This is a genomic window from Eubacteriales bacterium mix99, assembly GCA_038396605.1.
GTDB lineage: Bacteria > Bacillota > Clostridia > Caldicoprobacterales > DTU083 > UBA4874.
The window spans coordinates 766,641-791,374 of the sequence record CP121690.1 but is presented as its reverse complement, the minus strand read 5'-3'; the positions used below and the strand labels follow the sequence as shown (position 1 = coordinate 791,374).

Sequence of the window (24,734 nt, the reverse complement as noted above, 5' to 3'; positions counted from 1 at the left end):
CATTCCTTGAGGATGTGATCCGGCCCGTGCCCTGCAGTATGGCTGATGTTCCATTTAAAACTGTATTTTTCTTTTATAAGGCCGGATTTCGTCTGTCAGGCCTAAAAGATAATCAATACTCGTATTATGGAATATTGCCAGCTTAATCAGGATTTGACTTGGAATGTCCAGGGTACCACTTTCATAGCGGGAATAGGTTGCCTGGCTTACATTTAGAAGTTTTGCGATCTCTGTTTGACTCATATCCTCGTCTTCTCTTAAGTTTCGTATTCTGGAGTACAAAAACATCACCTCATGTAAACTGTATAATATGCGAATACTGCATATTGACTTTTATGCAATATTCGCATATAATGAAAATTGGCATAAAACATGTACCAAAGCTTGTTCGCATATAAATTACTGTATCTGTTACTGTTGTTTTTATGCTTGAGTACATGTTTTCAATGAGAAAGATGCAGGACGTGGAAATAGGCGCAGTATAGGCCTAACAATTACCGGTTCAACGAAATAGGGTATTTGGGATTGGAACAAAAATATGATCCATGGGCCCATCTATCAAAATTCAGATCAATATCGAGGTGATAAAAATGGAAAACAAAAGATTTTTCAGATTATAGAAAATAGGTAAACTGCTCAAAAACTTAATTTTAAGGGGGAATTATTTCAATGAAAGGTAAAAAGTTTGTCACTTTACTCACCACAATTCTCTTGCTGATCTCTGTCTTGATTCTGCCAATGGGCTGCAGCTCTGGCGGGGAAAAAGATGCGTCCGGCAAATCCTCTTCCGGCAAACCGAAAGAGGAGACAAAGGCTTCCAAATCTTCCGATGGGGAGAAGATGCCGGAGGAAGGTCCGGATACCAACAATGGCCGGCCTTACAATCTGAGCCCTGTTAAGTATGACAAACGCGCGGATAAATATTTGTACGGCATCAATGCCACCAGTCTTCCCATCGTCGAGGAGCCGGTAACCCTGACGGTCTGGAGAGGATTGAATTCCACGGTGATGCAGGGATGGGATGAATGCGAGGCTTTCAAGGAGCTGGAAAAGCGTACAAATGTAAAAATCAAGTGGATTTATCCTCCAGTGGGACAGGAAACCGATAATTATAATCTGAAGGTTTCTTCCCTGGATCTGCCGGATGTCTTTGTAACGCCTCCCGGCTACACCGGCGGGTACCATAAAGCCGTGGAGGACGGCATTTACCTGGAGCTCACCGAATACTATGACAAAGGGCTGATGCCGAACATCAAATGGCTGCGGGAGAATAATGAGGACATTGACCGTGACATTGTGGATGATGACGGCAAGATGTTTTTCTTTCCTATGATCGATATCGTTCCAACGGACCCCTGGAGCGGCCTTTGGGTCCGCGAGGACTGGATAAAGGAACTGGGTCTGGAACTGCCAAAAACCATTGAGGACTGGGATGCCATGCTCCGGGCCATGAAGAAAGCAAAGGGAATTGCTCCCCTGGGACTGAAGATCAATGATTCCTATGGGGTATCCAATAACTATGCCTTTGCAGCTTCCTATGATACCGGATATGATTTCATCAACAAGAATGGTAAAGTCGCTTATGGGCCTCTGGAGCCGGGATATAAGGACTTTCTGATGCTCCTGAACAAATGGTACAAGGACGGGCTGCTCGATCCCGATTTTACCACCCGCGACGGGGATTCCTACAATGCCAATCTGGCAAACGGGCAGTATGGCGCCTGCGGGCTGAACTATGGGGAAATGGGGCAAGCCAAGCTGAGTGGAACGCAGCAGGATCCCAACTATAAACTGACGCCGGTGGCGATGCCCACTTCCTATGATGGACAGGAAATTCATCTGCATCAGGACAATGCAACGGTTCGTGGGGATCGTACTTTCTTTACCACCCAGCTGGCGGAAGACGGCCTGGATGAAGTTGCTGTCAAATGGCAGGACTATTGGTACAGCCAGGATGGCGGGGATCTATGCTCCTACGGACCCGAGGGAGTTTCCTATGAATGGGATGACAATGGAGAAGTAAAATGGATCTATCCCCGGCTTAAAAACGACGAAGGATTGGATTTCTGGACATTGTATCCCTTGTTTAAGCTGCATAACTGGGGTTATTTACGGAATTCCGCTGCCTATGAATTTGAGCCGGAAGTGTTCGAAAGTATCAAGGTATGGGACAGTCAGGATTCCAGCTGGCTGATTCCGGATAATATCAGCCAGACGCCGGAGGAAGAAAAGGAACTGGCCGGAATTATGACGGAAATCAATACGTTTCGGGATGAAATGACATTGAAGTTCATTACGGGACAGGAACCGCTGGATCATTTTGACAGATTTGTGGAGACCGTCAAAGGCATGGATATTGACCGCGCCATTAGGCTGAAACAGGATGCGCTGGACCGCTATCTGGCACGTTGAGGAGCCGTACACCTGTGATTGGCAGTATGTCTGTGAATGAAGGGACGGGCATGATGCGGGATTGTTTTCCCGCATGGTGCCCTCCTTATACCCGTTGAAAGGGGGACCAGGATATGAAAACATCGAACGCAGGAACGGAAAGGGCAATTGCCTCATCAAATGACAGCTGGCGTGCCATGGTGGTCCGGGACTGGCACCGATTCTGGCCGGTATACCTGATGATCCTTCCGGTATTGGCTTTTTACATTCTATGGTGTTATGGACCCATGTATGGGATATTGCTGGCTTTTAAAGACTATGCACCCCGAAAGGGAATAATCGGCAGCTCCTGGGCCGGTATCAGGTATTTTGTGGAGTTTTTCAAAAGCCCTTATGCGTTCCGGGTGGTCCGCAATACAATTATGATCAACTTCTGGAATCTGGTGATCGGATTTCCGCTGCCCATTGTTTTTGCCTTGCTGCTCAATGAGGTGCGGAGTACCGGATACAAAAGGACCGTGCAGACCATCACTTATATGCCTCACTTTATTTCCACGGTGATCCTGTGCGGGATGCTGATCGATTTTACCGCGTCCGACGGCATCTTTGGTGTGATAACCAAAATGATGGGAGGAAATCCGACGAATTTGCTTTCCAGGCCGGAATACTTCCGTCCCATTTATGTTGGTTCAGATGTTTGGCAGAAGCTGGGGTGGGATAGTATCATATTCTTATCTGCTTTAACGTCCATTAATCCAGAACTGTATGAAGCAGCAACTATTGATGGATGCGGAGCATTCAAAAGGGCAGTTCATGTGAGCATTCCCGGCATTTTGCCCACTATGGCCATTCTTTTGATTCTCCGCGTTGGATCCATGATGAGTCTGGGATTTGAAAAAATCATTTTGCTGTACAATGGCCTGACATATGAAACCGCGGACGTTATTTCAAGTTATGTTTATCGTAAGGGGATTGAGGAAAACAACTTCAGTTTTTCCACTGCGGTGGGGCTGTTCAATTCTGTCATCAATTGTATTTTGGTCATTGGCGCCAACCGTATCAGTGCCAGACTTACGGAAACCAGTCTCTGGTAAAGGAGGGATATCTGTGATCAAACAAACCGCCGGAGAAAAAATTTTCTCTGTTTTCAACTATCTTTTGCTGTTCGTCGTCTGCGTGATCTGTCTGTATCCCCTCTGGCATGTTGCAATGGCATCGGTCAGCGATCCGGTACAGGTTTACAGCCATCGGGGATTTTATCTTTGGCCGCTGGGAAAGCTCAATTTACAGGGATATAAGCTGGTGATGCAAAATCCCAATATTTCATCCGGATTTCTGAATACCCTGTTCTATGTCGGAGTGGGTACTGCTCTCAGTATGTTCCTGACCATTCTGGGAGCCTATGCCTTATCCCGCAAAGGTCCATACTGGAACAAACTGATTATGAAGCTCATCATCGTTACCATGTATTTTCAGGGAGGACTGATTCCCTTTTATCTGTTGGTAAAGAACCTTCACATGCTGGATACCCGTATGTCCATCATCCTGCCCATCGCAGTCAACACCTGGAATCTGATTGTCATGCGTACTGCCTTTGCTGCCGTGCCGGTGAGCATTGTGGAGTCTGCAAAACTGGATGGTGCCAGTGACTGGCGGACCTGCTGGGTCATTATGGTGCCCATGGCACAGGCAACCGTGGCTGTCATCACCCTGTTTTATGCGGTAGGTCTGTGGAATCAATGGTTCAATCCATCCCTTTTTATTTCCAGCAAATCAAAATATCCCCTGCAGCTGCTGCTGCGCGAAATCCTGATCAAGAATGATACCAAAAGTATGACGCAGCTCGGCACCGTGGGGCAGACCCAGCAGGAAAGCTACCGTTTGCTGGTGAAATACTGTACCATCATGGTCGCCACCATCCCGATACTGGTGGTATATCCATTCCTGCAGCGCTATTTCGTTCAGGGAATCATGATCGGAAGCGTTAAAGGATGAGGAATATCCGTTTGATACGGAATTTTTATGGGATGGATGCACTTTATAAAACGAATAGACGAAAGGAAGGACTGGAATTATGAAACGAATTCCCCTGAATTTTGACTGGAAGCGTGCTGTTACCGAAAAGGAAGGCTGGGCACAGAATGACTTCGTGCCTGTGGACCTCCCGGATGATTTCATTCTTTCGCTGCACCGCACGCCGGACAGCCCCGGCAGGGCATCCATGGGCTTTTTCCCGGGCGGAAAGGCTGTTTACAAAAAGGACTTTGTGCTGCCGGAGGACAGCCGGGGCAGGACTGTGCTGATCGGCTTCGATGGTGCCTATATGAATGCTGAAGTGACGTTGAACCGTCAGAAGTTGTTTCATCACCCTTACGGGTATACTGCATTTTTTGTGGATTTGACAAAAAATCTGCGGGAGCCGGGTAAGAAAAACTATCTGAAAGTCGGGACCCAGTGCCGGCTTCCGGGCACCCGCTGGTACAGCGGCGGCGGATTGTTCCGGGATGTCAGCCTGTATTTCGGCGGCAGGGCTTTTATTCATCCGTGGGAGGTTTTTATCACGGCCCCAAAGGTTCATCAGGACGAGGCAACGGTCCATGCTTCCATTTCGGTTACCAATACGGACTGCAGCATGGATGCCGGACTGCATGTTCATATATTTGATGAAAAAGGGACCGGGGTTGCCGCAGGGGAAAAGGTGGTTTCACTGGCGGAAAAGGCAGACACCCATGCGGATATGGATCTGACTGTTCCGAACCCGAATCTGTGGGATGTGGGCCATCCGAACCGGTATATCATGAAGATCAGCATTTCAGCAGGCGGGGAAGAGCTCGATGCCTTTGAAGGCTGGTTTGGGATCCGCAGGATCGAAATCGATGCAGAGGACGGTTTTCGGTTAAATGGCCGGAAAATGAAGCTGCGGGGCGGGTGCATTCATCATGACAATACCCTGCTTGGTTCCCGTGCTTATCCCCGTGCGGAGGAGCGCAAGATTCAGCTTCTGAAGGATGCCGGCTACAATGCAGTCCGCACGGCGCATAATCCACCATCCACAGCACTGCTGGACGCCTGCGACCGCCTGGGCATGCTGGTGCTGGATGAAAGCTTCGATATGTGGACCATGGGCAAGAATCCGCTGGATTATCATCTTTACTTTGAGCAATGGTGGAAATACGACACCACTTCCATGGTAAAGCGGGACCGGAACCATCCGTCGGTTTACTGCTGGTCCATCGGCAATGAGATCCCGGAAATTACGGGCAAAAGCAACGGCGCCCTCTGGGCAAAAAGGCAGGCGGATCTGGTCCGCTCCCTGGATCCAACCCGCCCGGTCACTTCTGCCATTCATGGTGCCTGGGATATCTCGCTGGATATCCTGGAAGAAAGACCGCCCATTGAAATAGACAGACGTGAAGTTCTGAAACGGCTTTCCGGGCATGGGAAGCCCGATTTTGATCCAAATGCAGAGGATCCGTGGGGAGATCAGACGAAGGCAGCTGCCGATACGCTGGATATAGTAGGCTACAATTATCTTTATCCCCGTTATGAAAGCGATGGAAAGAAGTTTCCCGGCCGTGTGATACAGGCTACGGAAACCACTGCGTTTGATACCTATGACTTCTGGAAAGCCGTGGAAGAAAACGACCATGTGATCGGGGACTTCATCTGGACAGCATATGACAATTTGGGGGAAGCCGGTGCGGGACGTGTCATATGGGATCTCAATGAGCCTTTGGAAGGACTGGTGGGACAGTATCCCTGGCTCAGCTGCTATCAGGGGGACTTTGATCTGGATGGCAATCGTAGGCCCCAGTCCTATTTTCGTAAGATCATGTGGCATCTTGATGACGGCGTCCATCTATTCACGACACATCCTTCCCATACAGGGAAGCCATGCTACGGCATGGGCTGGCAATGGGCGGACGTGAAGAGGAACTGGACATTTGATGCGCAGTATATCGGCAAGCCGGTGAAGGCGGAGGCCTATGCCGACTGTGATGAGGTGGAATTCCTGGTAAACGGAAAAAGCTTTGGAAGGACAAAGGTGGAAAAGCTCAAAGCTTTTATGGAAGTGCCGTATACGCCGGGCAAACTGGCAGCAGTGGCCTGGAAGGACGGCAGGGCAATCGCGGGGGATGAAATCGAAACGGCGGGTCCCGCTGCTGAAATCCGGTTGACAGCGGACCGGGAAATTCTCCGTGCAGATGGAATGGATCTCTGTTTTATCAAAGCGGAACTTCTGGATGACAATGGGGTATTGGCTGTTTCCCGGCCTTTTGATCTTACTGCATCCGTATCCGGTGCCGGCAGGCTGGCGGGCTTTGGCTCGGGCAACCCAAAAACAACGGAGGATTACGGCACCGGCAGGCGCCGGACTTTTGACGGCAGGGCTTTGCTGGCAGTCCGTGCGGACCGGACTCCCGGCGATATTCACATAGCAGTGGTATCCGATACCCTTCCTGCTGCGCAGATATCCATCCGGGCGAATTCCTGTTAGGCTCTTTTGGTTAAATTCCTGCGAAACAAATTTTTGTGATTAAATGGCAATGTATCTTCCAGCCTTTATGGAGATACATTGCCGCTTTCTTTGAACAATTATAGGATTCCCTTCCAATTCATCCGACCATTCATGCGGCTGTTTATCCAGCTGTATCTTGCTCTGCATTCAGTGCATGTCTGCTGTTTCTTCTATCCCCTGTGTTTTCTGCAATGTTACAGACTGCGATGTATAATCCCTATGTATTATACCAATAATTCAGGTAGATGGTATATATGGATGGTAATCATAAGGGGAGGTGAGCTTGTGACAACAAATACATCCCGGTGCAGACTGCTGCAACGCTTGTTTCAGGAAGAGATCATTGAAGTGATAAAACTGCAGGATTCCGGCATTTACGGACTGGCCGGACCGGCATGGACTGTGAAAACGGTCTCCGGAGAATCTGTGGTGCTCACGCCCGGGTTCGGGCAGGAGCCGGAGCCTGAATTCCGGAAGGGATGCAGGCAGTTGTTCGGCAGGGACCCTGAAGGTATGTCGTGTTATGAAAAAAATCTGGAATTGTTGAGTACGATTTCGGATATTCCTGTGCCGAAAATTCAATCGAAAAGGGAGTTGGGCGGCAAGGAATATCTGATTGTGGAGAAAATGAGGGGAAAGGCAATGAAATCCTTTGCGGATCAGCCGGAGGAACTTCTTGTTTCGTTTGGTATCTGGCTGGCGAAGGTGCATCGCAGCCGCACCAATTTTTTCGGAAACCTGGCGAAAACGAAGACAGAGTCGAAAGCTCGGTTTCATGAGAATCTGGCAGAAGTCATCCGGACAATGACGGAGCCGTATCCTGCGGATAGTGCGGTTCGGAAAATGTCCGGTGAAATCCTGGAGGAGCTTGGCTCCCTGCCGGTCCCGGAATGGTTTTGTCCCATTCTTCCAGGGATGAGTCCTTCCCTGTTCCTGTCCGGGCAAGGGAAAATTACCGCCTTTATAGGCAGCGGGGCTTATGTGGCAGGTCCGAGGGTGCTGGACTTCATCAGCCTGGAATATCTTCTCGACTCAAAATCCGTCATACCCTTTCTGAAAGGATACCGTTCCATTCTGGAAGTTCCGCCTCTGTCCGCTTACCGGAAAGTTTATCGTTATTTCTGCTTTTTGCTGGGCATACCGCAATCCGGATGCCTGCAGAAGGAATGCTCCTCCCTGTGCATTTCCCATGCTGATCCGGATACATGGCTGGCCCAGCCGGAACTGTTTGAACCGCCTTCCTGCCGGGAGGATACGTGGTCTCCATATTTTGGCGCGTACTACGATTACGATACGTACTTCAATCCGGACCATTGGCAGGCTTCCGGTTCGCAGGCGGTATGTAATATTTGGTAATTGAAACGCAAACCGTCTGATTCCCGGTAATTCATTGCCGGGATACAGGCGGCTTTTTTGATGAATTCCGGGTTTGTCAAACTTTTCAGCCTTCCTGATGGAATTTCATGAATTTTGTTGTGCCAATATAGATAATATATGGTATTATCACATTGGACCTTGTACTATAAAAGCAACAGATATATGGAAAGGACAGAAGGGCGAAAGGAGTATGGCATTATGGGCATTACGCGAATGAAGTGCAACCGGATCAGCAATCCTCTGGGGTTCCATCTGGGGCAGCCTCGTCTGAGCTGGGTCACGGAGGCTCCGGGTGCAAAGTTTCAGACGGCCGCAAGGGTACAGGTGGCGGCGGAGGAAGACTTCAGGCAGATATTGTATGACAGCGGAAAACGGGATGATATTGACAGCCTGGGATTCTGGCTCCCGCTGGAACTGAAGCCCCGCACAAGGTATTACTGGCGGGTCACCGTTTGGACGGATCAGCAGGAGGAAATACAAAGTCCGCCTGCTTGGTTTGAAACATCCAAAATGGAGGAACCCTGGACAGCAGACTGGATTACTCCGGACTGGGAGGAGAAAAACATTCACCCCTTGCTGCGGAAGACCTTTTCCCTGGATGGGGAAGTGGCTTCTGCTCGGGCATATGTATGCGGCCTGGGTCTGTATGAGCTCGAACTGAACGGTCAGAAGGCGGGAAGGGAATATCTGACGCCTGACTGCAATGCCTATGACAAATGGATGCAGTATCAGACCTATGATGTAACATCTTTGCTGCATCCCGGTGAAAACGCAATGGGCGCTATGCCGGGCAATGGCTGGTATAAAGGGCGTTTTGGCTTTCAGGACAACCAGGGCAATATTTATGGGGATACCATGGCTCTGATCTGTGAGCTGATCGTGTCCTACAGGGATGGAAGGTCCGTGACGATTGAAACGGATGAAAGCTGGAAGGCCGCACCCGGACCGGTGCAGGAAAGCAGCATCTATGACGGGGAAGTCTATGATTCCAACAGGCAGATTGCCGGTTGGTCCGAAGCCGGATTGGATGACGGCAGCTGGTCCGGCACCCGCTTCCTGAATATCGGTAAAGACCGGCTGGAAGCGCGGCGAAGCCTTCCGGTACATGTCATGAACGAGCTCCGGCCGGTTCAGGTGATCCGGACACCGAAAGGGGAGACGGTACTGGACATGGGGCAGAACATGGTGGGATGGATGCAGATGAAGGTGAATGCCCCGAAGGATACGGAGATTGTTCTCATGCATGGGGAAGAGCTGCAGGATGGAAACTTTTCCAGAGAAAATCTTCGTACGGCAAAGGCAGAGTTTCACTATATTTCTGATGGACGTCCTGCAGTGGTCCGGCCCCACTTTACTTTTTACGGCTTCCGTTATGTGAAAGTGGAAGGCTGGCCGGGAGAGATTCATCCGGAGGATTTTACCGGATGTGTCCTGCATTCCGATATGGAACGCATCGGCGAAATTGAGACCTCCGATCCCCTTGTCAACCGGCTGTTTCTGAATGCCCTGTGGGGACAGAAGGGGAACTTTCTGGATGTCCCGACGGACTGCCCCCAGAGGGATGAGCGGATGGGATGGACAGGGGACGCGGATGTCTTTTCCGGTACCGCCTGCTTCAATATGGATACCGATGCCTTTTATCACAAATATCTGTATGATCTGGCTCTGGAGCAGAAAGCGGACAATGGAGCAGTGGCCCATGTGGTGCCGAAGACCTGCGTGGGCGGTACGGGATCTTCCGTATGGGGGGATGCTGCCACGGTGATTCCCTGGAATGTATATCTGCATTATGGAGACAAGGCCATACTGGAACAGCAGCTGGAGAGCATGAAGTCCTGGGTGGATTATATCCACAGGCAGGATGACGGCAGCCATTTGTGGAATACCGGCTTTCATTACGGAGACTGGCTGGCATTGGATGGACCCGGCGGGTTTAACCCCAGAGGCGGAACGGCGGAAGATTACATTGCGACAGCTTATTATGCCTATTCTGCGGAGTTGGTTGCCAAAGCAGCCCGTGTACTGGGGAAGAAGGACATGGCCAGGGAATATCAGACGTTGTCCGATGAAGTGAAGGAAGGATTCCAAAAGGAATTCCTGACTCCCAATGGCAGGCTGGCAGTGGATACGCAAACCGCCTATGTGCTGGCACTTTACATGAATCTGATTCCGGACAAATTCCGCAAACGGGCTGCTTCCACTCTGGAGCGGAAATTAAAGGAAAACGATTATCATCTGAAGACCGGTTTTGTGGGAACCCCGCTTCTATGCCGGGTATTATCGGAAAACGGATACAACGACACGGCTTACCGCCTGCTTTTGAAAGAGGATTTCCCCAGCTGGCTGTATGAAGTGAAGATGGGAGCCACGACCATCTGGGAGAGATGGAATTCCCTGCTGCCCAACGGGAAGTTCGGCGAGCTGGGTATGAACTCCCTGAACCATTATGCGTACGGATCCATTGTGGAATGGATGTACCGGAACATGTGCGGCATTCAGCCGGTGGAGGACTGCCCCGGTTTCCGCAGGGCGAAGCTGGAACCTCAGCCCAACGGCAGGCTTACGTGGTCGAAGGCGTTCCTGAACTCGGCGGCAGGCCGGTACGAAAGCAGCTGGATGCTGGACGGGGATGGGCTGCATTATGCGTTTACCATTCCCTTTGATACAGTGGCAGAGGTGAAGCTGCCCGATGCCGTGATCGATGGGATTACCATAAACGGGAAGCCTCTGTCGGCTCTGGAAACAGATGCACTGCAGGAGCTGGACGGCGTGATATTTACCCTGACCGCCGGACATTATGAAATACATTATGTACCAACGGTGGATTACAGGGCGGAAAAGGAAGCAACGGGGAAGGAATGACGAAGCGGGGTTTTAAGCGGACTTTTTATTATAACATTGGCGGAGAGGAAACCGCGGATACCTCGGATTGATGCGCCTTGTATCCGTATTGTTACGCGGGAATTTGTACCATTTTAATGCATTTTGTGATATGATAACATAAGATCAAAGACTATATCATCTATTATACAATTCACAGGAGAGTGATTCAAATGAAATACCTGACATTCGGTGAAATCATGCTTCGGCTGAAGGCGCCGGGGCAGGAGCGCTTCTTTCAGAGTCCCATGCTGGAGGCCACCTTCGGAGGCGGGGAAGCCAATGTGGCAGTGTCCCTTGCCAACTACGGGATGGATACGGAGTTTCTCACAGTTCTGCCTGACAATGCCATTGCTGATGCCTGTATCGGGGAGCTTCACAGATTTGGCGTTGGTACAGGTAAGGTTTTGCGTGGAGACGGACGCATGGGCATTTATTATGCGGAAGGCGGTGCCAATCAGCTTCCCAGCAAAGTCGTATACGACCGGGCCAATTCGGCAATCGCTCTTGCCAAACCGGGGGACATCGATTGGGACAAGGCACTGGAGGGAGTGGGCTGGTTTCATATTACGGGGATCACTCCTGCGATCTCGGAGAATGCCATGGAACTGTCCCTGGAAGCGGTAAAGGCTGCCAGGGAAAAGAAGATAACCGTCTCCTGTGATCTGAATTTTCGGAAGAATCTTTGGAAATACGGAAAGAAGGCACCGGAGGTTATGTGTGAGCTGGCCGGATATGTGGATGTGGCGGTAGGCAATGAGGAAGACTGTCAGAAATCCCTGGGCATTCAGGTGGATGTGGATGTCGAAAGCGGAAAGCTGGATCTGTCCCGGTATCAGGCTCTTTCCGATGCCGTTTTGAAACAATATCCGAACATGAAAATGATTGCCATTACCCTGCGGGAAAGCAGAAGCGCGGATGTCAACGGCTGGTCTGCATGCCTCAACGATCGGGAGAACTTTTATGTAAGCCGAAAGTATGAGATCCGGGATATTGTGGACCGTGTAGGCGGCGGGGATTCCTTTGCCGGCGGGCTGATCTACGGACTCAATACCTATGCCGGGAAACAGAAAGCGCTGGAGTTTGCCGTGGCTGCCAGCTGTCTGAAGCATTCCATTCCCGGGGATTTCAACCGGGTAGGGAGATCCGACGTGGAAAGACTGATGAGCGGAGATGCTTCCGGCAGAGTACAGAGATAAAAGGGTACAGAGATAAAGGAGTACAGAGATAAAAAGGAAGCCTCCGGACAGCAATCCAATATTGGGATCCGGGGGCTTTTTTCAATCCGAACTGTTTCAATTTAATCCAGTTAATCCAGCTTAATTTTTCCGGTATAAAGCTGATAATATCTTCCTTTCCGGGCAAGCAGTTCCTCATGGGTACCCTGCTCCACGATCCCGCCGTGCTCCAGTACGATGATTTTATCGGCATTTCGTACGGTGGACAGCCGGTGGGCGATGACAAAGGTGGTTCTGTTTTCCATCAGGTGATCCATGCCCTGCTCAATATGCTTTTCTGTCCGGGTATCCACCGAGCTGGTGGCCTCATCCAGTATTAAAATCGGAGCTCGGGATACGGAGGCCCGTGCAATGTTCAGGAGCTGGCGCTGGCCCTGGCTCAGATTGGCCCCGTCGCCTTTCAGCATGGTTTGATATCCGTTTTCCAGCCTTTCGATAAAGGAATGGGCATTGGCGACCCTGGCGGCGTTGATCACTTCATCATCCGTTGCATCCAGACGTCCGTACCGGATATTTTCCATGACCGTTCCGGAGAACAGATGCGTATCCTGCAGAACCATGGCAATGTTGCTTCGCAGGGAATCCTTCCGGATGTTCCGGATGTCCATGCCGTCAATGGTGATCTTTCCTTCTTCCATGTCGTAAAACCGGTTGATCAGATTGGTAATGGTGGTCTTGCCTGCGCCTGTGGAGCCGACAAAGGCCACTTTCTGCCCCGGTTCCGCCGTGACATTTACGCTTTTTAAAATTGTCTTGCCCGGAGTATATCCGAAGCTGACGTTTTCCATGGTCACTCTGCCCTTTATGGGCTGAGCGTCTTCCACCCTTTCCGATTCGGAACAGATTGCAATGGCATTCTCCGAATCCGGGGTTTCCGGGTCTGCATCCATGACTTCAAAGACCCGCTCAGCTCCGGCCAGGGCAGAAAAGATCGTCGTCACCTGCATGGACAGTTCATTGATTGGCCTGGAAAACTGCCTCGCATAGTTGGTGAAAATGGTCAGGCCGCCGATATCGAAGTTGGCAGTCAGGCAAAGAATGCCGCCTACTACGGCTGCCAGGGCATAGCTGACCTGACTCAGGCTGCCCATGACCGGACCCATAATGCCGCCGAAAAACTGTGCCCGGGCCTGTTTGTCATGTAGGTCATCGCTGATGGCATCAAATTCCTCTATGGCGGTGTCTTCATGGCAAAACACCTTTACTACCTTCTGACCGGTCATGGTCTCTTCAACATATCCGTTTACTGCACCCAGGGACTGCTGCTGCTGCCTGAAATACTGCCGGTTCCGTCTGGCAATGGCACCACCTGCAAGAGCCATTCCCGGGACGGTCAAAATGACCAGCAGCGCCAGGATCCAGTTTGTATAAAACATCAGGATAAGGGTGCCGATAATGGATACAACACCGGAAAAGATTTGCGGCAGGGTATTGCTCAACATTTGGCTGACTACATCCAGATCGTTGGTGAACCGGCTCATGATTTCGCCATGGGAATGGGTGTCATGAAACCGCAGGGACAGCCTCTGAATTTGATGGAACAGGTCCTCCCGGATATGGTACAAGGCACTCTCTGAAACATTCATCATGGTTCTCATCTGGAGATAGGAACTCAGGACACCGATAAGATAAATCGCCGCCATGACAGCCACACCCATCAGGAGCCCATATGCCTTTGCCTTTGCAGAGAGCTGTGGGTCTGCCAGATTATTGATGATGGGCCGCAGAATATAACCGCCCGCCAGTGCGGTCACGGAGCTGATCAGCACACAGATACAGACAAGAACCATTTTCAGTTTGTCCTGATCAAGATAAGAAAACAGCCGTCGGATGGTCAGTTTGGCGTCTTTCGGTTTGGTCCCGGTCATACCGCCGCCCCCCGGCCCTCTTTTCCTTGATTTTCCCCGTTTGAATCCCTTGCCGTTGGGCGCCGGCTGTTCCGTCGTAGTATACTGACTTCCGTATCTTTTAATCAGCGCCTCTTTTTTCTCCTCAGTCATAGGACTCATGAGGCGGTCACCGCCTTATCCATCTGCGAGCTGTAGATTTCCCGGTATGTTTCGCAGCTTTGCAGCAACTCGGAATGGGTCCCCATATCGGTGATCTTTCCTTCGTCCATCACTACAATTTTATCTGCGTCCATCACGGAGGAAATTCTCTGCGCAATGATGATCTTCGTGGTATGAAGCAGGTCCTTGCTAAAATTTTCCTGAATCCTGGATTCGGTTGCCGTATCCACTGCACTGGTGCTGTCATCCAGGATGAGGATTTTGGGCCGCTTCAATAACGTCCGGGCGATACACAGCCTCTGTTTCTGCCCTCCGGAAACGTTGACGCCTCCCTGACCCAGTTCGGTATCGTATCCATTGGGGGATAGCGTAATGAAATCATGTGCCTGCGCACTTTTTGCAAAGTGGGTAATGGTTTCCTCATCTGCATCCTCGTCGCCCCACATCAGATTATCCCGAATGGTGCCGGAGAACAGAACGTTGTTCTGAAGAACGATGCTGACTCCGCTGCGGAGGTTTTTCAGGGAATAATCCTTTACATTGATTCCATCCACCAGGACCTCTCCCGAATCGACATCATATAGTCTTGGAATCAGATGCACCAGTGTAGTTTTGCCGCATCCGGTGGAGCCAATGATTCCCACGGTCTCGCCCGGCTCAATGTCGAGATTGATATCCTGCAGAACCCACTTCCTGTTGTTTTTATAATAACGAAAACAAACATTCCGGAATGCAATCTGGCCTTTCCGGACGATTTGGTCTTTTCGGGAGGCGTTTTCATCCGAAAGATCCACATGGGTATGCAGGATTTCGTCAATACGCTTTGAAGATGCCAGGGCCCTTGACCCGTTCAATATGATGGCGGATATCATAACCAGGGACATCAAAATCTGAGTCACATAGTTTATAAATGCGATCAGAACGCCGGTTTTCATGCTGCCGACAATAATCTGGTTTCCTCCGAACCATACCACGGCCAGAGTCGCAATGTTCATGGCCAGGGTCATGACAGGTATGGTAAAGATGACGACTTTAATGGCATGAATGGTTTTTTCCTTCAGATCCCTGTTGGCTTTCTGAAATTTCTCCTCTTCGTGGCTCTCCCGCACAAAGGACTTGACCACACGGATATTGGTCAGGTTTTCCTGGGTGGCGGTATTCAGCGCATCCAGCTTCTTCTGCATTATGGTGAACCGGGGAAAACCGATTCGAATGATCAGGTAGATCGCTGCTGCCAGCAGTGGGATGATAAACAGGATGACCGTGGCCAGTCTGGCGTTCAGCCGGATGGCCATAATCAGCGCGCCGATCAGCATTCCCGGCGCTCGAAGGGCCATGCGCAGCATCATCTGCATCATATTTTGAAGCTGGGTGACATCGTTGGTCAGCCGCGTCACCAGGGATCCGGTGCTGTGTTCATCAATATTTGAGAAAGAGAATTCCTGTATTTTATGGAACATATCCTTTCGCAGGTTATTGGCAAATCCTGAGGAAGCCCGAACGGCAAAAAAAGCTCCGCCTGTGCCTCCCAGCAGCATGGCCAGGGCAGTTCCCACCATTGCGGCACCCATTGACATAATATAGGAGGTACTGCGGCTGCCAAGGATTCCGTTGTCTATAATATTGCTGAGCAGCAGCGGCATAATGATTTCACCGATTACCTCCGTAATCATCAGAATGGGCCCGATGATCATCGATGAAAGGTATGGCTTTGCATATTTCCAGTATTCTTTCATACATTCTGTCCTTTCTTACCACAAGCATGACCTTGTTTGATTCCCGAACCTTATTTTGGCCTTATCTCCTCTTCCATCCCTGTGAGGTTGGCATTCAGCTTTTGCATCAGCAGCAAAAGGCTGCTTTGTTCTTCCTTTGTCAGTCCCTGAAAGATTCTTTGCTCGGAAGTAATGAAAATCTGCCTGCTTTTCTCCACGACTGCATTTCCTTTTCCGGTAATGCGGATATGGTTCAGCCGGTTGTCCGTCTTATCTGTGGTCCGCGTGATGTAACCCCCCTTTTCCAGTTTTTTCAGGGAAACGGCCACGGTTGCCGGGGATTTTTCCATGGATTCCGCAAGATCTTTCTGGGACGCAAAACAATTGTGGGAAATTCTCATCAGTAAATGGTGCTGTGCCTGATAAACCCCTGTTTTATCCAGATAGCTCTGCATGATGGTTCGGTGTTTCATGGCAAAGCAAATGATCTGATGTAATATTTCCTTGCCGGTGGACACCCCGTCACTTTTATTTTTCATGGATTGCTCCAATCTTTTCACCTCCTGCCGGATTTCTGGACGGATGGACCCCGTTGCAGTACGGAATACATCGGCGTAATATATTTTTCTGTATTTTTACAGCGGCATGATTGGGTAACATTTGTATAATAATAATAGTTAATGCCATAATCATTAGCTAGTTAACTGTTAATAGTATAATGCCCCGGAGCGGGGATGTCAAGAAAATGTTGATGGATATTTATGGATATCCTCTTCGGCGGACAGGAAGGTCATGCATGGATGGAAATAGACGGAAATGCGGCAAGACAATAAAAAAGGAGGCTTTGTCAGCCTCCTGAAATTTTTGGATATTATCCCTGCCTGAATTTTTGCTCCTTTGCTTGCTATTTCGTCCGATTCATAGCTCCACGTACCAGGCTGTATCCAACAATCCCACCGGCAGCGACCAGCAATCCAATTCCCATTTTGTTTCTTTTGTGAGCGGTCACTCCCAGTTCTTCAGAGAATTCCGACATCATTTTTCTTACAGGTTTTCTGCGTTTCATGATGAATTCACTCCTTTATCTGTTTGATACAATTATTATTCCAAAGTCGGACGTTTTCTAGCCTGAAAATATCCGGAAGCTTTCCTGCTTCCGTGTTGATTTTCCAAAGATAAGAACAGGCAAAAAACGGAAATCAAAAGAGCAGAAGTTTGTTACAAAATCCATTTTGTGGTTTATAAATATTTTTGATGGTTTGACGATAATATTAGTGTATACTTTATATGCAGGCTTTTCACAATCACGCTGTCTTACTCCTGGTTTTGGGGCCCCGGCTGCCGTTTTTGCCGGATCCGCGGAATGCAGACCCGGCGTATGAGAAGGAGGAACGATGCAAAACAAAAAGGATCAGGCGCTGCAATATCTTTTCAATATAACGATTGTCGTTCTTTTGGTATTGTTGCTCTATATCGGCACCAAGCCTCCTCAGGTGATGATAAGTGAAAATTATGTAAGGATAACCGGTTTATACGGAGCGGGGATGCAAATAGAGGACATTGACCGGCTTGAGCTGAGGGAGCTACTGCCCCGGATCAAGTCCAGGACAAATGGTATGAATCTGCTCGGCATTACCAGAAGGGGGGTTTATGAACTGGAAGAGCTGGGGAAAACGAGACTCATTTCGTTTTCCACCGGAGGCCCCTTTATTCTGATGCATACGGGGAATGAGTGGATTGTCCTGAATTTCAAAAAACCGGAGGAAACGGAGGCTTTGTACCGAAAACTGCAGTCTGCAGTAGACGGATCCTCTCCGGACAGCTCCGTTTCCAAACCAAAAACACAACAATAAGGACGGGTATCTTCCATTACCCCGCCGCTGATTCTGTCTGTCCTGCATGAGCATGAGGCAGCTCTCCGTTATTGTTGAGGCAGCTCTCCGTTATTGTTGAGGCAGCCCTCCGTTATTGTTGATTGTGTTCCAGATTGGAGACGGTATATGCAGAGATGAAGTTGTCAAGCAACTGGCTGAACTCGACGACATCCGGATGAAGCAGCTCATCCTCCCCGTGGTCTGCAATCAGCTGATTGAGATGAGCGCGTAAATTCTCAATTACCTGTTCATTCACGATAAAGTTATCCATCATTGTTTCCATTTCTTTTCAACCTTCTTACGCATAAAGTATATTTTACCGAATTTTCTTGTTTTATAGTACTTATGTAAGAATTATACACAATTACACAAACAAGCTACTTATTCTATATAAATTTTAAAATTCCTGCATAAATTACAAAATTATTTTGGCTTTTTTGCAAATATGAAAATGCAAAATGAATTGCCCGGAAATTCCCTTTATGCTAAGATAATAGGATAAGAAGGAGACTGCCATATGAAGAAACAAAAAGAAGAAAAGAACAGGCGGGGAGCGAAAGGGACAAAGGGCCGGGAAGCGGAGGAAGATGGAAGAACCGGGCAATACGGGGAACGGGCAGGGATAAACCTGGAAAGGAAAGAAATCAAATGACGAAAAAAAGGCTTGGTTCGGGGATCCGGCTGTTATTGGTGATCGCACTGATACTGACGGGTACGACATCCTGCCGAAAGAATACCGAACCAGTGCAGGACAATTTGTTTGCCATGGATACCTATATCACTTTTTCAGTCTCGGGAGGAGATCATCCAGGGGATGCACTGAATGCAGCCAGGGAGAGGATCCGGGAGATTGAACGGCGAATGAGCGTTACCGTGGAGGACAGCGATGTGTCCAGGATCAACAGAAATGCAGGAAAGCAGCCGGTTCCGGTCCATTCTGATACCCTTTTTGTGATTCAGAAGGCTCTGCAGTATGCAAAGCGTTCCAGCGGGGCATTTGACATTACCACGCTGCCCGTCAGCAGCTTATGGAATATCGGAAAAGAAAATCAGAGGATTCCGGCCAGGGAGGAAATTAAGGAAAAACTTTCCCTGGTGGATTATAAAAAGGTAAAGCTGGACAAGGAGAAGAAAACGGTTTTTCTGGAGACGGAAGGGATGGGCCTGGATTTGGGCGGCATTGCAAAGGGATATGCAGGCGATGAAGCTGTCCGGATCCTGAAAAAGAATGGGGTGACCCATGCACTGGTCAACCTGGGCGGAAATATTGCAGTTGTCAACGGAAAAGAGGACGGCACACCCTGGAGGATTGGAATCCAGAATCCCAGGATGGAAGAGGACAAAAAGAAGCGCAAGCATGTTGCCGTGGTGGAGACCAAAGGAAAAGCCGTGGTTACCTCCGGGGATTATGAGCGATATATGACGGAAGTCTACAAGAAAACGGGGAAACGGTATCATCATATTTTTGATCCCCAGACCGGTTATCCGGCCAACAATGGGGTGATCAGTGCAACGGTTCTGACGAAAAACGGGATCGGCGCCGATGCATTGACGACTTCCCTGTTTATCCTGGGCGTGAAGGATGGATTGAAGCTTGCCGATCAGATGGGGGTTCCGGCTATGCTCATCACGCAGGATAAAAAGCTTTATTTCAGCAAAGGTCTGAAAGGGAAGGTCAGCGGAATCCATCCGGACTATAAAGCAGCGGATTGAACTTTTCCTTGTATTTCCCCCATCAGGATAGTATATTATAAATAAATGCCTGCATATGCATGGAAATGTTTCTATTACCAACAGGGATCGGCATATCATGTTTTACGAATGAACCTGTCATTTATGGGGGGATGTCTGCTGTGAGCAAAAAGAAAATACTGGTCACTTATCCGCTCCCGGAGGAAGGGCTTCAATGCCTGGCAAATGATTTTGAAGTGACAATACATCGGGAAGGCTCCATGTCCAGGGAAAGTCTGCTTCCGATTATCGCAGATTACGATGGAATCCTTGCTGCAGGGATCCATATGGATGCCGGACTGATCCGGGCAGCGGACCGGCTTCGGATTATCAGCGTCTACGGCGCGGGTTTTGATGCCATCGATATTCAGGCCGCCACGGAAAAAGGAATTGTTGTTGCAAACATTCCGGATGCCGTAACGGATGCCACAGCAGAGGTCGCCATGGGGCTGATGCTTTCTGTCATGCGCCGTATCTCCGAATGTGATCGGGCGCTGCGGCACGGTGATGCCTCGCGGTGGGGCATGATGAAGAACATGGGCCATGTATTGTATGGCAAGGAGCTTGGCATTATCGGAATGGGACGGATCGGAAGAGCGGTTGCAAAGCGGGCTTCTGCCTTTGCCATGCCGGTATCCTATTACAATCGCAAACGCCTGGACCCCGTGATTGAGATGGAACTGGGTGCTGTCTACAAACGGCTGGATGATCTGCTGAAATCCTCCGATGTGATTACTATACATACACCATTGACCCAAGAGACACACCACTTGATCGGGGAGAGGGAGCTTTCCCTGATGAAGCCCACCGCTTATCTGATCAACACTTCCAGAGGACCGGTGGTGGAGGAGAAGGCCCTGGCTGCGAAGCTGCAGCAGGGCAGGCTGGCCGGTGCAGGCCTGGATGTATATGAAAGGGAGCCCGTTATCTCACCGGAGCTTTTGAAGATGGATAATGTCGTCCTGACACCTCATATCGGCACCGATACAATAGAAACCAGGATCCATATGGCATGGGAATGCGCCCGGAATATCCTGAATTTCTTCAACGGACGTCCGCCCTTTCATGTGGTTAATTCAGGGATCTGCCAATCGAAATAAAGTTTATTTCTCCACATACATCTGATTGTATTCCAGCTCAGTGAATCCGACTCTTCGATAAAGCCGGATGGCCCGATGATTGTCGGATTCCACTTCCAGCCGGACCCGGGCAATGGAAGGATCCATGTGAGCTTTCAGATAGTTGAAAAACTCTGTTCCCAGTCCCCTTGAGCGGTACTGCCCTGAGATAAACAGCTCATCGATCCACAGGGTAATGCCGCCGGCTTCATGGGAATAGGTTTTTGCCGTCATGGCATAGCCGGCCGGCTTTCCGCCCATTTCGAGGATATATCCTTCCAGGTAAACATCGGAACGCATGATTTCCTCAAATGCATCTTTATGATATTCTTCCGGAATCGGATGGAGGACGGCATCCGAGGCGTAAAATTGATTTGTCATATGAAGGAAAATGTCCTTATCCTCTCTCTTCATTTTTCTGATCATTTACGTAATAACCCCTTTCAAATTCCAGTATATTTCCATTCTATCATAGAAAGAAAGAATAGCAAGGAAAGAGCATTTTAGCTCTTCTGGCCTTGAAAGACCGGAAGCGGTGGATTATACTGAACACAGGAAGTCCGGAAAGGAAATTGAAAGGGTAAGTAAGGGAAGGAGAATCAATTATGCTGAGAGTAGCTATGCTGAGCGGATGGCATGTTCACGCAAGGGATTATGCCAGACAGATTTCACAGACGGGCCGTGCCAGGATTACCGCTGTATGGGATGAACAGCCGGAGAGGGGCAGGCAATGGGCGGCGGAGCTGGGTGCTGCTTTTGAGGAAGACCTGTCCGCTTTGCTGAAACGGGATGACGTGGATGCGGTTGTGGTCAATACTCCAACCAACCTGCATCCTGAAGTAATCATTGCTGCGGCGAACGCCGGGAAGCATATTTTCACTGAAAAGGTCATGGCGCTTACGGTAAAGGAATGTGAGGCAATAAAGGATGCGGTGCAGAAAGCCAATGTACAGTTCTGCATTTCCTTTCCGCATCGCACCTTTCCCGCCAACCTCTTTGCAAAGAAGGCGGTGGAGGAGAATTGGCTTGGGGGCATTACACTGCTTCGCGTGAGAAATGCTCATGACGGAGCGGTCGGCAATTGGCTGCCGGATCATTTCTACGACCCAAAAGCATGCGGAGGAGGCGCCATGATGGACCTGGGAGCGCATCCCATGTATCTGTCCCGCTGGCTGCTGGGAAAGCCCAGGAATATCAGTTCGGTTTTCAACAGTTATACCAACAGGGCGGTGGAGGACAATGCGGTCAGTGTCATTGAATTTGAAAATAAGGCGATTGCCATTGTGGAAACCGGTTTTGTTACGCCGGCCAGCCCATTTTTCATGGAGATTTACGGTACGGAAGGAAGTTTGCTGATCGGAGGCCCCGACAACACGGTAAAGATATCTTCCAAAAAATACGCGCCGGAGTCCAAAGGATTTGTCACGCCGTCGGATTTACCGGATGCCCTGCCTTCTGCCATCCGGCAATGGATGGATGCAATTGAGAACGGCGGTTCCCCTCAATTTGGCCTGGAGGAAGGTATCCAGTTGACCGAACTGATGGAAAAGGCGTACGAATCCTATCGTACAGGCAAACGGGTGGATTTTTAACAAAAGATGGAGTGAATCAATTGAAAACGATATCCCGACAGAATGTGTACAGCGGAAAAATCATAAAAGTATATAACGACGAAGTGGAACTGGAGGATGGGAGGAGAACAACCCGGGAGGTTGTTTCCCATAAACAGGCGGCTGCTGTGGTGGCAGTAGATGACGACAGGAAAATGCTGCTGGTCACGCAATTCCGCTATCCGGTCCATGCCGCTATCCGGGAAATTCCTGCCGGCCTTGTTGACGGGGGGGAAACTCCCCTGGAGGCGGCAAAGCGGGAACTGAAGGAAGAGACGGGCTACGAAGCAGAGGAATGGTCGCTGCTGGCATCCCCCTATTCTTCTCCCGGCAGCCACGACGAAGTGATCCATATCTTTGCGGCTTCCGGACTGAAACGGGTATCCGGACAGAATCTGGATGAATTCGAAGAACTGACGTTCGATACGGTGCCCTTTGATGAAGCCCTTGGAAAAGTAAAGAATGGTGAAATACGGGATGGCAAGACCATCATCGGTGTTTTGATGTACTGGGCCCGGCAGAACCGCTGAAACATCGACCGGGCACGATTCAGCACTTCAGCTGTCCGGCAAGCAGAAGCATTTTCCTGTCCATCCTGCGTTCCAATGGATGGGACGCAGGATGGGCGGGACTTATATCCCGATATCCTGTCTCGTATCGCACGCAAGCAGTTGCCCAATGGGATATGGCTTTTCATGCAAGGAATGGATCGACAAAAAGAAGGCGTGGGAAGCGGGAAACAGAGTTTAAAACATGGTTGACAAAACAGAGCGGCAGAGGTAAAATAAAATTTGTTACAATGTGCACCCGTAGCTCAGCAGGATAGAGCGTCGGTTTCCTAAACCGCAGGCCGGGGGTTCGAATCCCTCCGGGTGCACCAAATAAACCCGCTTTCCTCTAAGGACTGCGGGTTTATCCAATACTTTGAATCACTTTCCGGACTTTTCAAGGTTTCTTAATCGCTAAAGTGGAATTATGTTTGTACAAAACCGCCGGAAGAAACAATTTTTCACACTCTGACGACGTAATCTGATTTTCTGGGTTTCGCCGGGTTGATACCGCCTTCTGCTCCATATCCCAGGATGCAGTTGCCAATTCCCACATACTGATCGCCGATTCCCCATTTTTTCAGCAGAGCCTTTCCTTCTTCTGTTTCAAATACTTCCCTTGCTCTGTAAATAAAGCAGGAATCCACACCGACCGCATGGGCAGCGTTTAACAGGTTGCCCATGACCAGCGCTCCGTCCTCGACATAAGTGTTTATATTTTTATCGGCAAAAACGATGACCAGCGTCGGAGCCTCATAGAAAGGATCCGTTGGACTGTCTGCCACTGCGGCATTCAACTTTGAAATCTTCTCAATGGTCTCCCTGTCCTGGATTACCACCAGTATCGGAGACTGCTTTCCCATGCCGGTAGGTGCATACTTTCCGGCCTCAAGAATGGCATCCAGTTCTTTCTGCCCAACCTGCTTCTGCTGATACCTTCTGCAGCTTCTTCTTGTTTTCAGGTCTTCTAATGTTTCCTTCATGAATTCCTCACTCCCTGCAATAAAATGACTTTCTATCCTATTATACCACCTTTTCCCCTGGATAACAGGAGAGCGGGCAAAAGGAAGGGAAGCAGAAATGCAAAGAAAACAAAGGTACAATGAAAGCACAACAGGAACGAAACCCTGGCTGAAACGAAAACAGGACAGGAACAGGTATTGTATGATAACCGGTACAGGATTGAAATCAATGCAAAGAAGCGGGTAAAAAAAATCCGCCCTTTCCTGGAGCGGATTCTTTGATGATGGAACTCAGTTGATATCGGGTTATTCAACAGTCTGAACATTAACCGCGCGCATTTTGCGGGGGTCTTTGGGATCGGGCTCAGTATCATAAGTTACTTTCTGCCCCTCAGCCAACGTTTTGAAACCATCGCCCTGTATAGCAGAAAAATGTACGAAGACATCTCCCGTTCCATCGTCGTTGGAAATAAATCCATAGCCCTTTGCTTCATTAAACCATTTGACAGTACCTGTATTCATTCAGTAGGTACCTCCTTTTTGATATTGTTATCCCCAGTGCAAAATAAAAGCCACAGGACGGTAAATCAAAATGGAAAATTGATCTACATTCTATGGCAATCAATTCGTACATTTAGAATACCTATATTATTTTACATGGTCGAAAGGGATTTGTCAAGACAAAATTTAAAATTTTTTTATTCCAGGCAGGCATTGCTGACATTTGGACCAGAAACAAAAAGGGAAAATGCAAAAGTCCGG

General features: G+C 49.3%; 22 protein-coding genes and 1 tRNA gene. 14 read left to right on the top strand and 9 right to left on the bottom strand.

The features are described from left to right. Positions 1 to 54: 54 nt before the first annotated feature. Positions 55 to 282, bottom strand: coding sequence for a helix-turn-helix transcriptional regulator (locus QBE55_03295; protein ID WZL79204.1), 228 nt, complete (start codon positions 280 to 282; stop codon positions 55 to 57). Positions 283 to 669: 387 nt separating this feature from the next. On the opposite strand from QBE55_03295, the gene QBE55_03290 reads away from it, so the two are divergent. The 7 genes from QBE55_03290 (at position 670) to QBE55_03260 (ending at position 12,366) form a co-directional block, all read left to right on the top strand. Continuing rightward, complete coding sequence (locus QBE55_03290) at positions 670 to 2,412, top strand: extracellular solute-binding protein (protein WZL79203.1); 1,743 nt, start codon at positions 670 to 672, stop codon at positions 2,410 to 2,412. Between the two features lie 113 nt (positions 2,413 to 2,525). After that, on the top strand, positions 2,526 to 3,485 hold the full coding sequence (locus QBE55_03285; GenBank protein ID WZL79202.1) for an ABC transporter permease subunit: 960 nt from the start codon (positions 2,526 to 2,528) through the stop codon (positions 3,483 to 3,485). A 13-nt stretch (positions 3,486 to 3,498) separates the two neighbouring features. Beyond that, positions 3,499 to 4,386, top strand: a complete 888-nt coding sequence (locus tag QBE55_03280) for a carbohydrate ABC transporter permease (protein ID WZL79201.1) — start codon at positions 3,499 to 3,501, stop codon at positions 4,384 to 4,386. Between the two features lie 79 nt (positions 4,387 to 4,465). After that, on the top strand, positions 4,466 to 6,889 hold the full coding sequence (locus QBE55_03275; protein ID WZL79200.1) for a glycoside hydrolase family 2 TIM barrel-domain containing protein: 2,424 nt from the start codon (positions 4,466 to 4,468) through the stop codon (positions 6,887 to 6,889). A gap of 306 nt (positions 6,890 to 7,195) precedes the next feature. Further along, positions 7,196 to 8,266 carry a hypothetical protein gene (locus QBE55_03270; GenBank protein ID WZL79199.1) on the top strand — a complete coding sequence of 357 codons (1,071 nt, stop codon included), beginning with the start codon at positions 7,196 to 7,198 and terminating at the stop codon, positions 8,264 to 8,266. Positions 8,267 to 8,485: 219 nt separating this feature from the next. Then, positions 8,486 to 11,149, top strand: a complete 2,664-nt coding sequence (locus tag QBE55_03265) for a family 78 glycoside hydrolase catalytic domain (protein ID WZL79198.1) — start codon at positions 8,486 to 8,488, stop codon at positions 11,147 to 11,149. 191 nt (positions 11,150 to 11,340) lie between these two features. After that, positions 11,341 to 12,366 carry a sugar kinase gene (locus QBE55_03260; GenBank protein WZL79197.1) on the top strand — a complete coding sequence of 342 codons (1,026 nt, stop codon included), beginning with the start codon at positions 11,341 to 11,343 and terminating at the stop codon, positions 12,364 to 12,366. 110 nt (positions 12,367 to 12,476) lie between these two features. Here the strand turns inward: QBE55_03260 and QBE55_03255 are convergent, their stop codons facing one another. From QBE55_03255 to QBE55_03240, 4 genes are all read right to left on the bottom strand, one after another. Further along, on the bottom strand, positions 12,477 to 14,405 hold the full coding sequence (locus QBE55_03255) for an ABC transporter ATP-binding protein (GenBank protein ID WZL79853.1): 1,929 nt from the start codon (positions 14,403 to 14,405) through the stop codon (positions 12,477 to 12,479). A 5-nt stretch (positions 14,406 to 14,410) separates the two neighbouring features. After that, the gene (locus QBE55_03250; protein WZL79196.1) at positions 14,411 to 16,150 is read right to left on the bottom strand and encodes an ABC transporter ATP-binding protein; all 1,740 of its coding nucleotides are present in this window, start codon (positions 16,148 to 16,150) and stop codon (positions 14,411 to 14,413) included. Between the two features lie 50 nt (positions 16,151 to 16,200). After that, entirely contained in the window at positions 16,201 to 16,680 is a 480-nt protein-coding gene (locus tag QBE55_03245; protein ID WZL79195.1) for a MarR family transcriptional regulator, read from the bottom strand. Between the two features lie 353 nt (positions 16,681 to 17,033). Further along, a complete protein-coding gene (locus QBE55_03240) occupies positions 17,034 to 17,195 on the bottom strand; it encodes a hypothetical protein (GenBank protein WZL79194.1) in 162 nt (53 codons plus the stop codon). Between the two features lie 328 nt (positions 17,196 to 17,523). Here QBE55_03240 and QBE55_03235 point away from each other — a divergent pair, with 328 nt between their 5' ends. Then, positions 17,524 to 17,982: a hypothetical protein gene (locus tag QBE55_03235; protein ID WZL79193.1), complete on the top strand. Its 459-nt coding sequence runs from the start codon at positions 17,524 to 17,526 to the stop codon at positions 17,980 to 17,982. 112 nt (positions 17,983 to 18,094) lie between these two features. Here the strand turns inward: QBE55_03235 and QBE55_03230 are convergent, their stop codons facing one another. Next, positions 18,095 to 18,286, bottom strand: a complete 192-nt coding sequence (locus tag QBE55_03230) for an aspartyl-phosphate phosphatase Spo0E family protein (GenBank protein WZL79192.1) — start codon at positions 18,284 to 18,286, stop codon at positions 18,095 to 18,097. A gap of 234 nt (positions 18,287 to 18,520) precedes the next feature. On the opposite strand from QBE55_03230, the gene QBE55_03225 reads away from it, so the two are divergent. From QBE55_03225 to QBE55_03215, 3 genes are all read left to right on the top strand, one after another. Then, the gene (locus QBE55_03225) at positions 18,521 to 18,655 is read left to right on the top strand and encodes a hypothetical protein (protein ID WZL79191.1); all 135 of its coding nucleotides are present in this window, start codon (positions 18,521 to 18,523) and stop codon (positions 18,653 to 18,655) included. After that, complete coding sequence (locus tag QBE55_03220; protein WZL79190.1) at positions 18,652 to 19,716, top strand: FAD:protein FMN transferase; 1,065 nt, start codon at positions 18,652 to 18,654, stop codon at positions 19,714 to 19,716. The genes QBE55_03225 and QBE55_03220 overlap by 4 nt, the downstream gene beginning before the upstream one ends. A 140-nt stretch (positions 19,717 to 19,856) precedes the next feature. After that, entirely contained in the window at positions 19,857 to 20,834 is a 978-nt protein-coding gene (locus tag QBE55_03215) for an NAD(P)-dependent oxidoreductase (protein ID WZL79189.1), read from the top strand. Positions 20,835 to 20,837: 3 nt separating this feature from the next. Here the strand turns inward: QBE55_03215 and QBE55_03210 are convergent, their stop codons facing one another. Further along, a complete protein-coding gene (locus QBE55_03210) occupies positions 20,838 to 21,278 on the bottom strand; it encodes a GNAT family N-acetyltransferase (GenBank protein ID WZL79188.1) in 441 nt (146 codons plus the stop codon). A gap of 179 nt (positions 21,279 to 21,457) precedes the next feature. On the opposite strand from QBE55_03210, the gene QBE55_03205 reads away from it, so the two are divergent. From QBE55_03205 to QBE55_03195, 3 genes are all read left to right on the top strand, one after another. Then, a complete protein-coding gene (locus QBE55_03205; protein WZL79187.1) occupies positions 21,458 to 22,444 on the top strand; it encodes a Gfo/Idh/MocA family oxidoreductase in 987 nt (328 codons plus the stop codon). A gap of 20 nt (positions 22,445 to 22,464) precedes the next feature. Beyond that, complete coding sequence (locus QBE55_03200) at positions 22,465 to 22,992, top strand: NUDIX hydrolase (GenBank protein WZL79186.1); 528 nt, start codon at positions 22,465 to 22,467, stop codon at positions 22,990 to 22,992. 273 nt (positions 22,993 to 23,265) lie between these two features. Next, positions 23,266 to 23,342: transfer RNA gene (locus tag QBE55_03195), tRNA-Arg, on the top strand. Between the two features lie 129 nt (positions 23,343 to 23,471). Here QBE55_03195 and QBE55_03190 read toward each other — a convergent pair. Both QBE55_03190 and QBE55_03185 read right to left on the bottom strand, forming a co-directional pair. Beyond that, positions 23,472 to 23,993, bottom strand: coding sequence for a nitroreductase family protein (locus QBE55_03190; GenBank protein ID WZL79185.1), 522 nt, complete (start codon positions 23,991 to 23,993; stop codon positions 23,472 to 23,474). A 285-nt stretch (positions 23,994 to 24,278) separates the two neighbouring features. Further along, a complete protein-coding gene (locus tag QBE55_03185; protein ID WZL79184.1) occupies positions 24,279 to 24,494 on the bottom strand; it encodes a cold-shock protein in 216 nt (71 codons plus the stop codon). Positions 24,495 to 24,734: the final 240 nt, after the last annotated feature.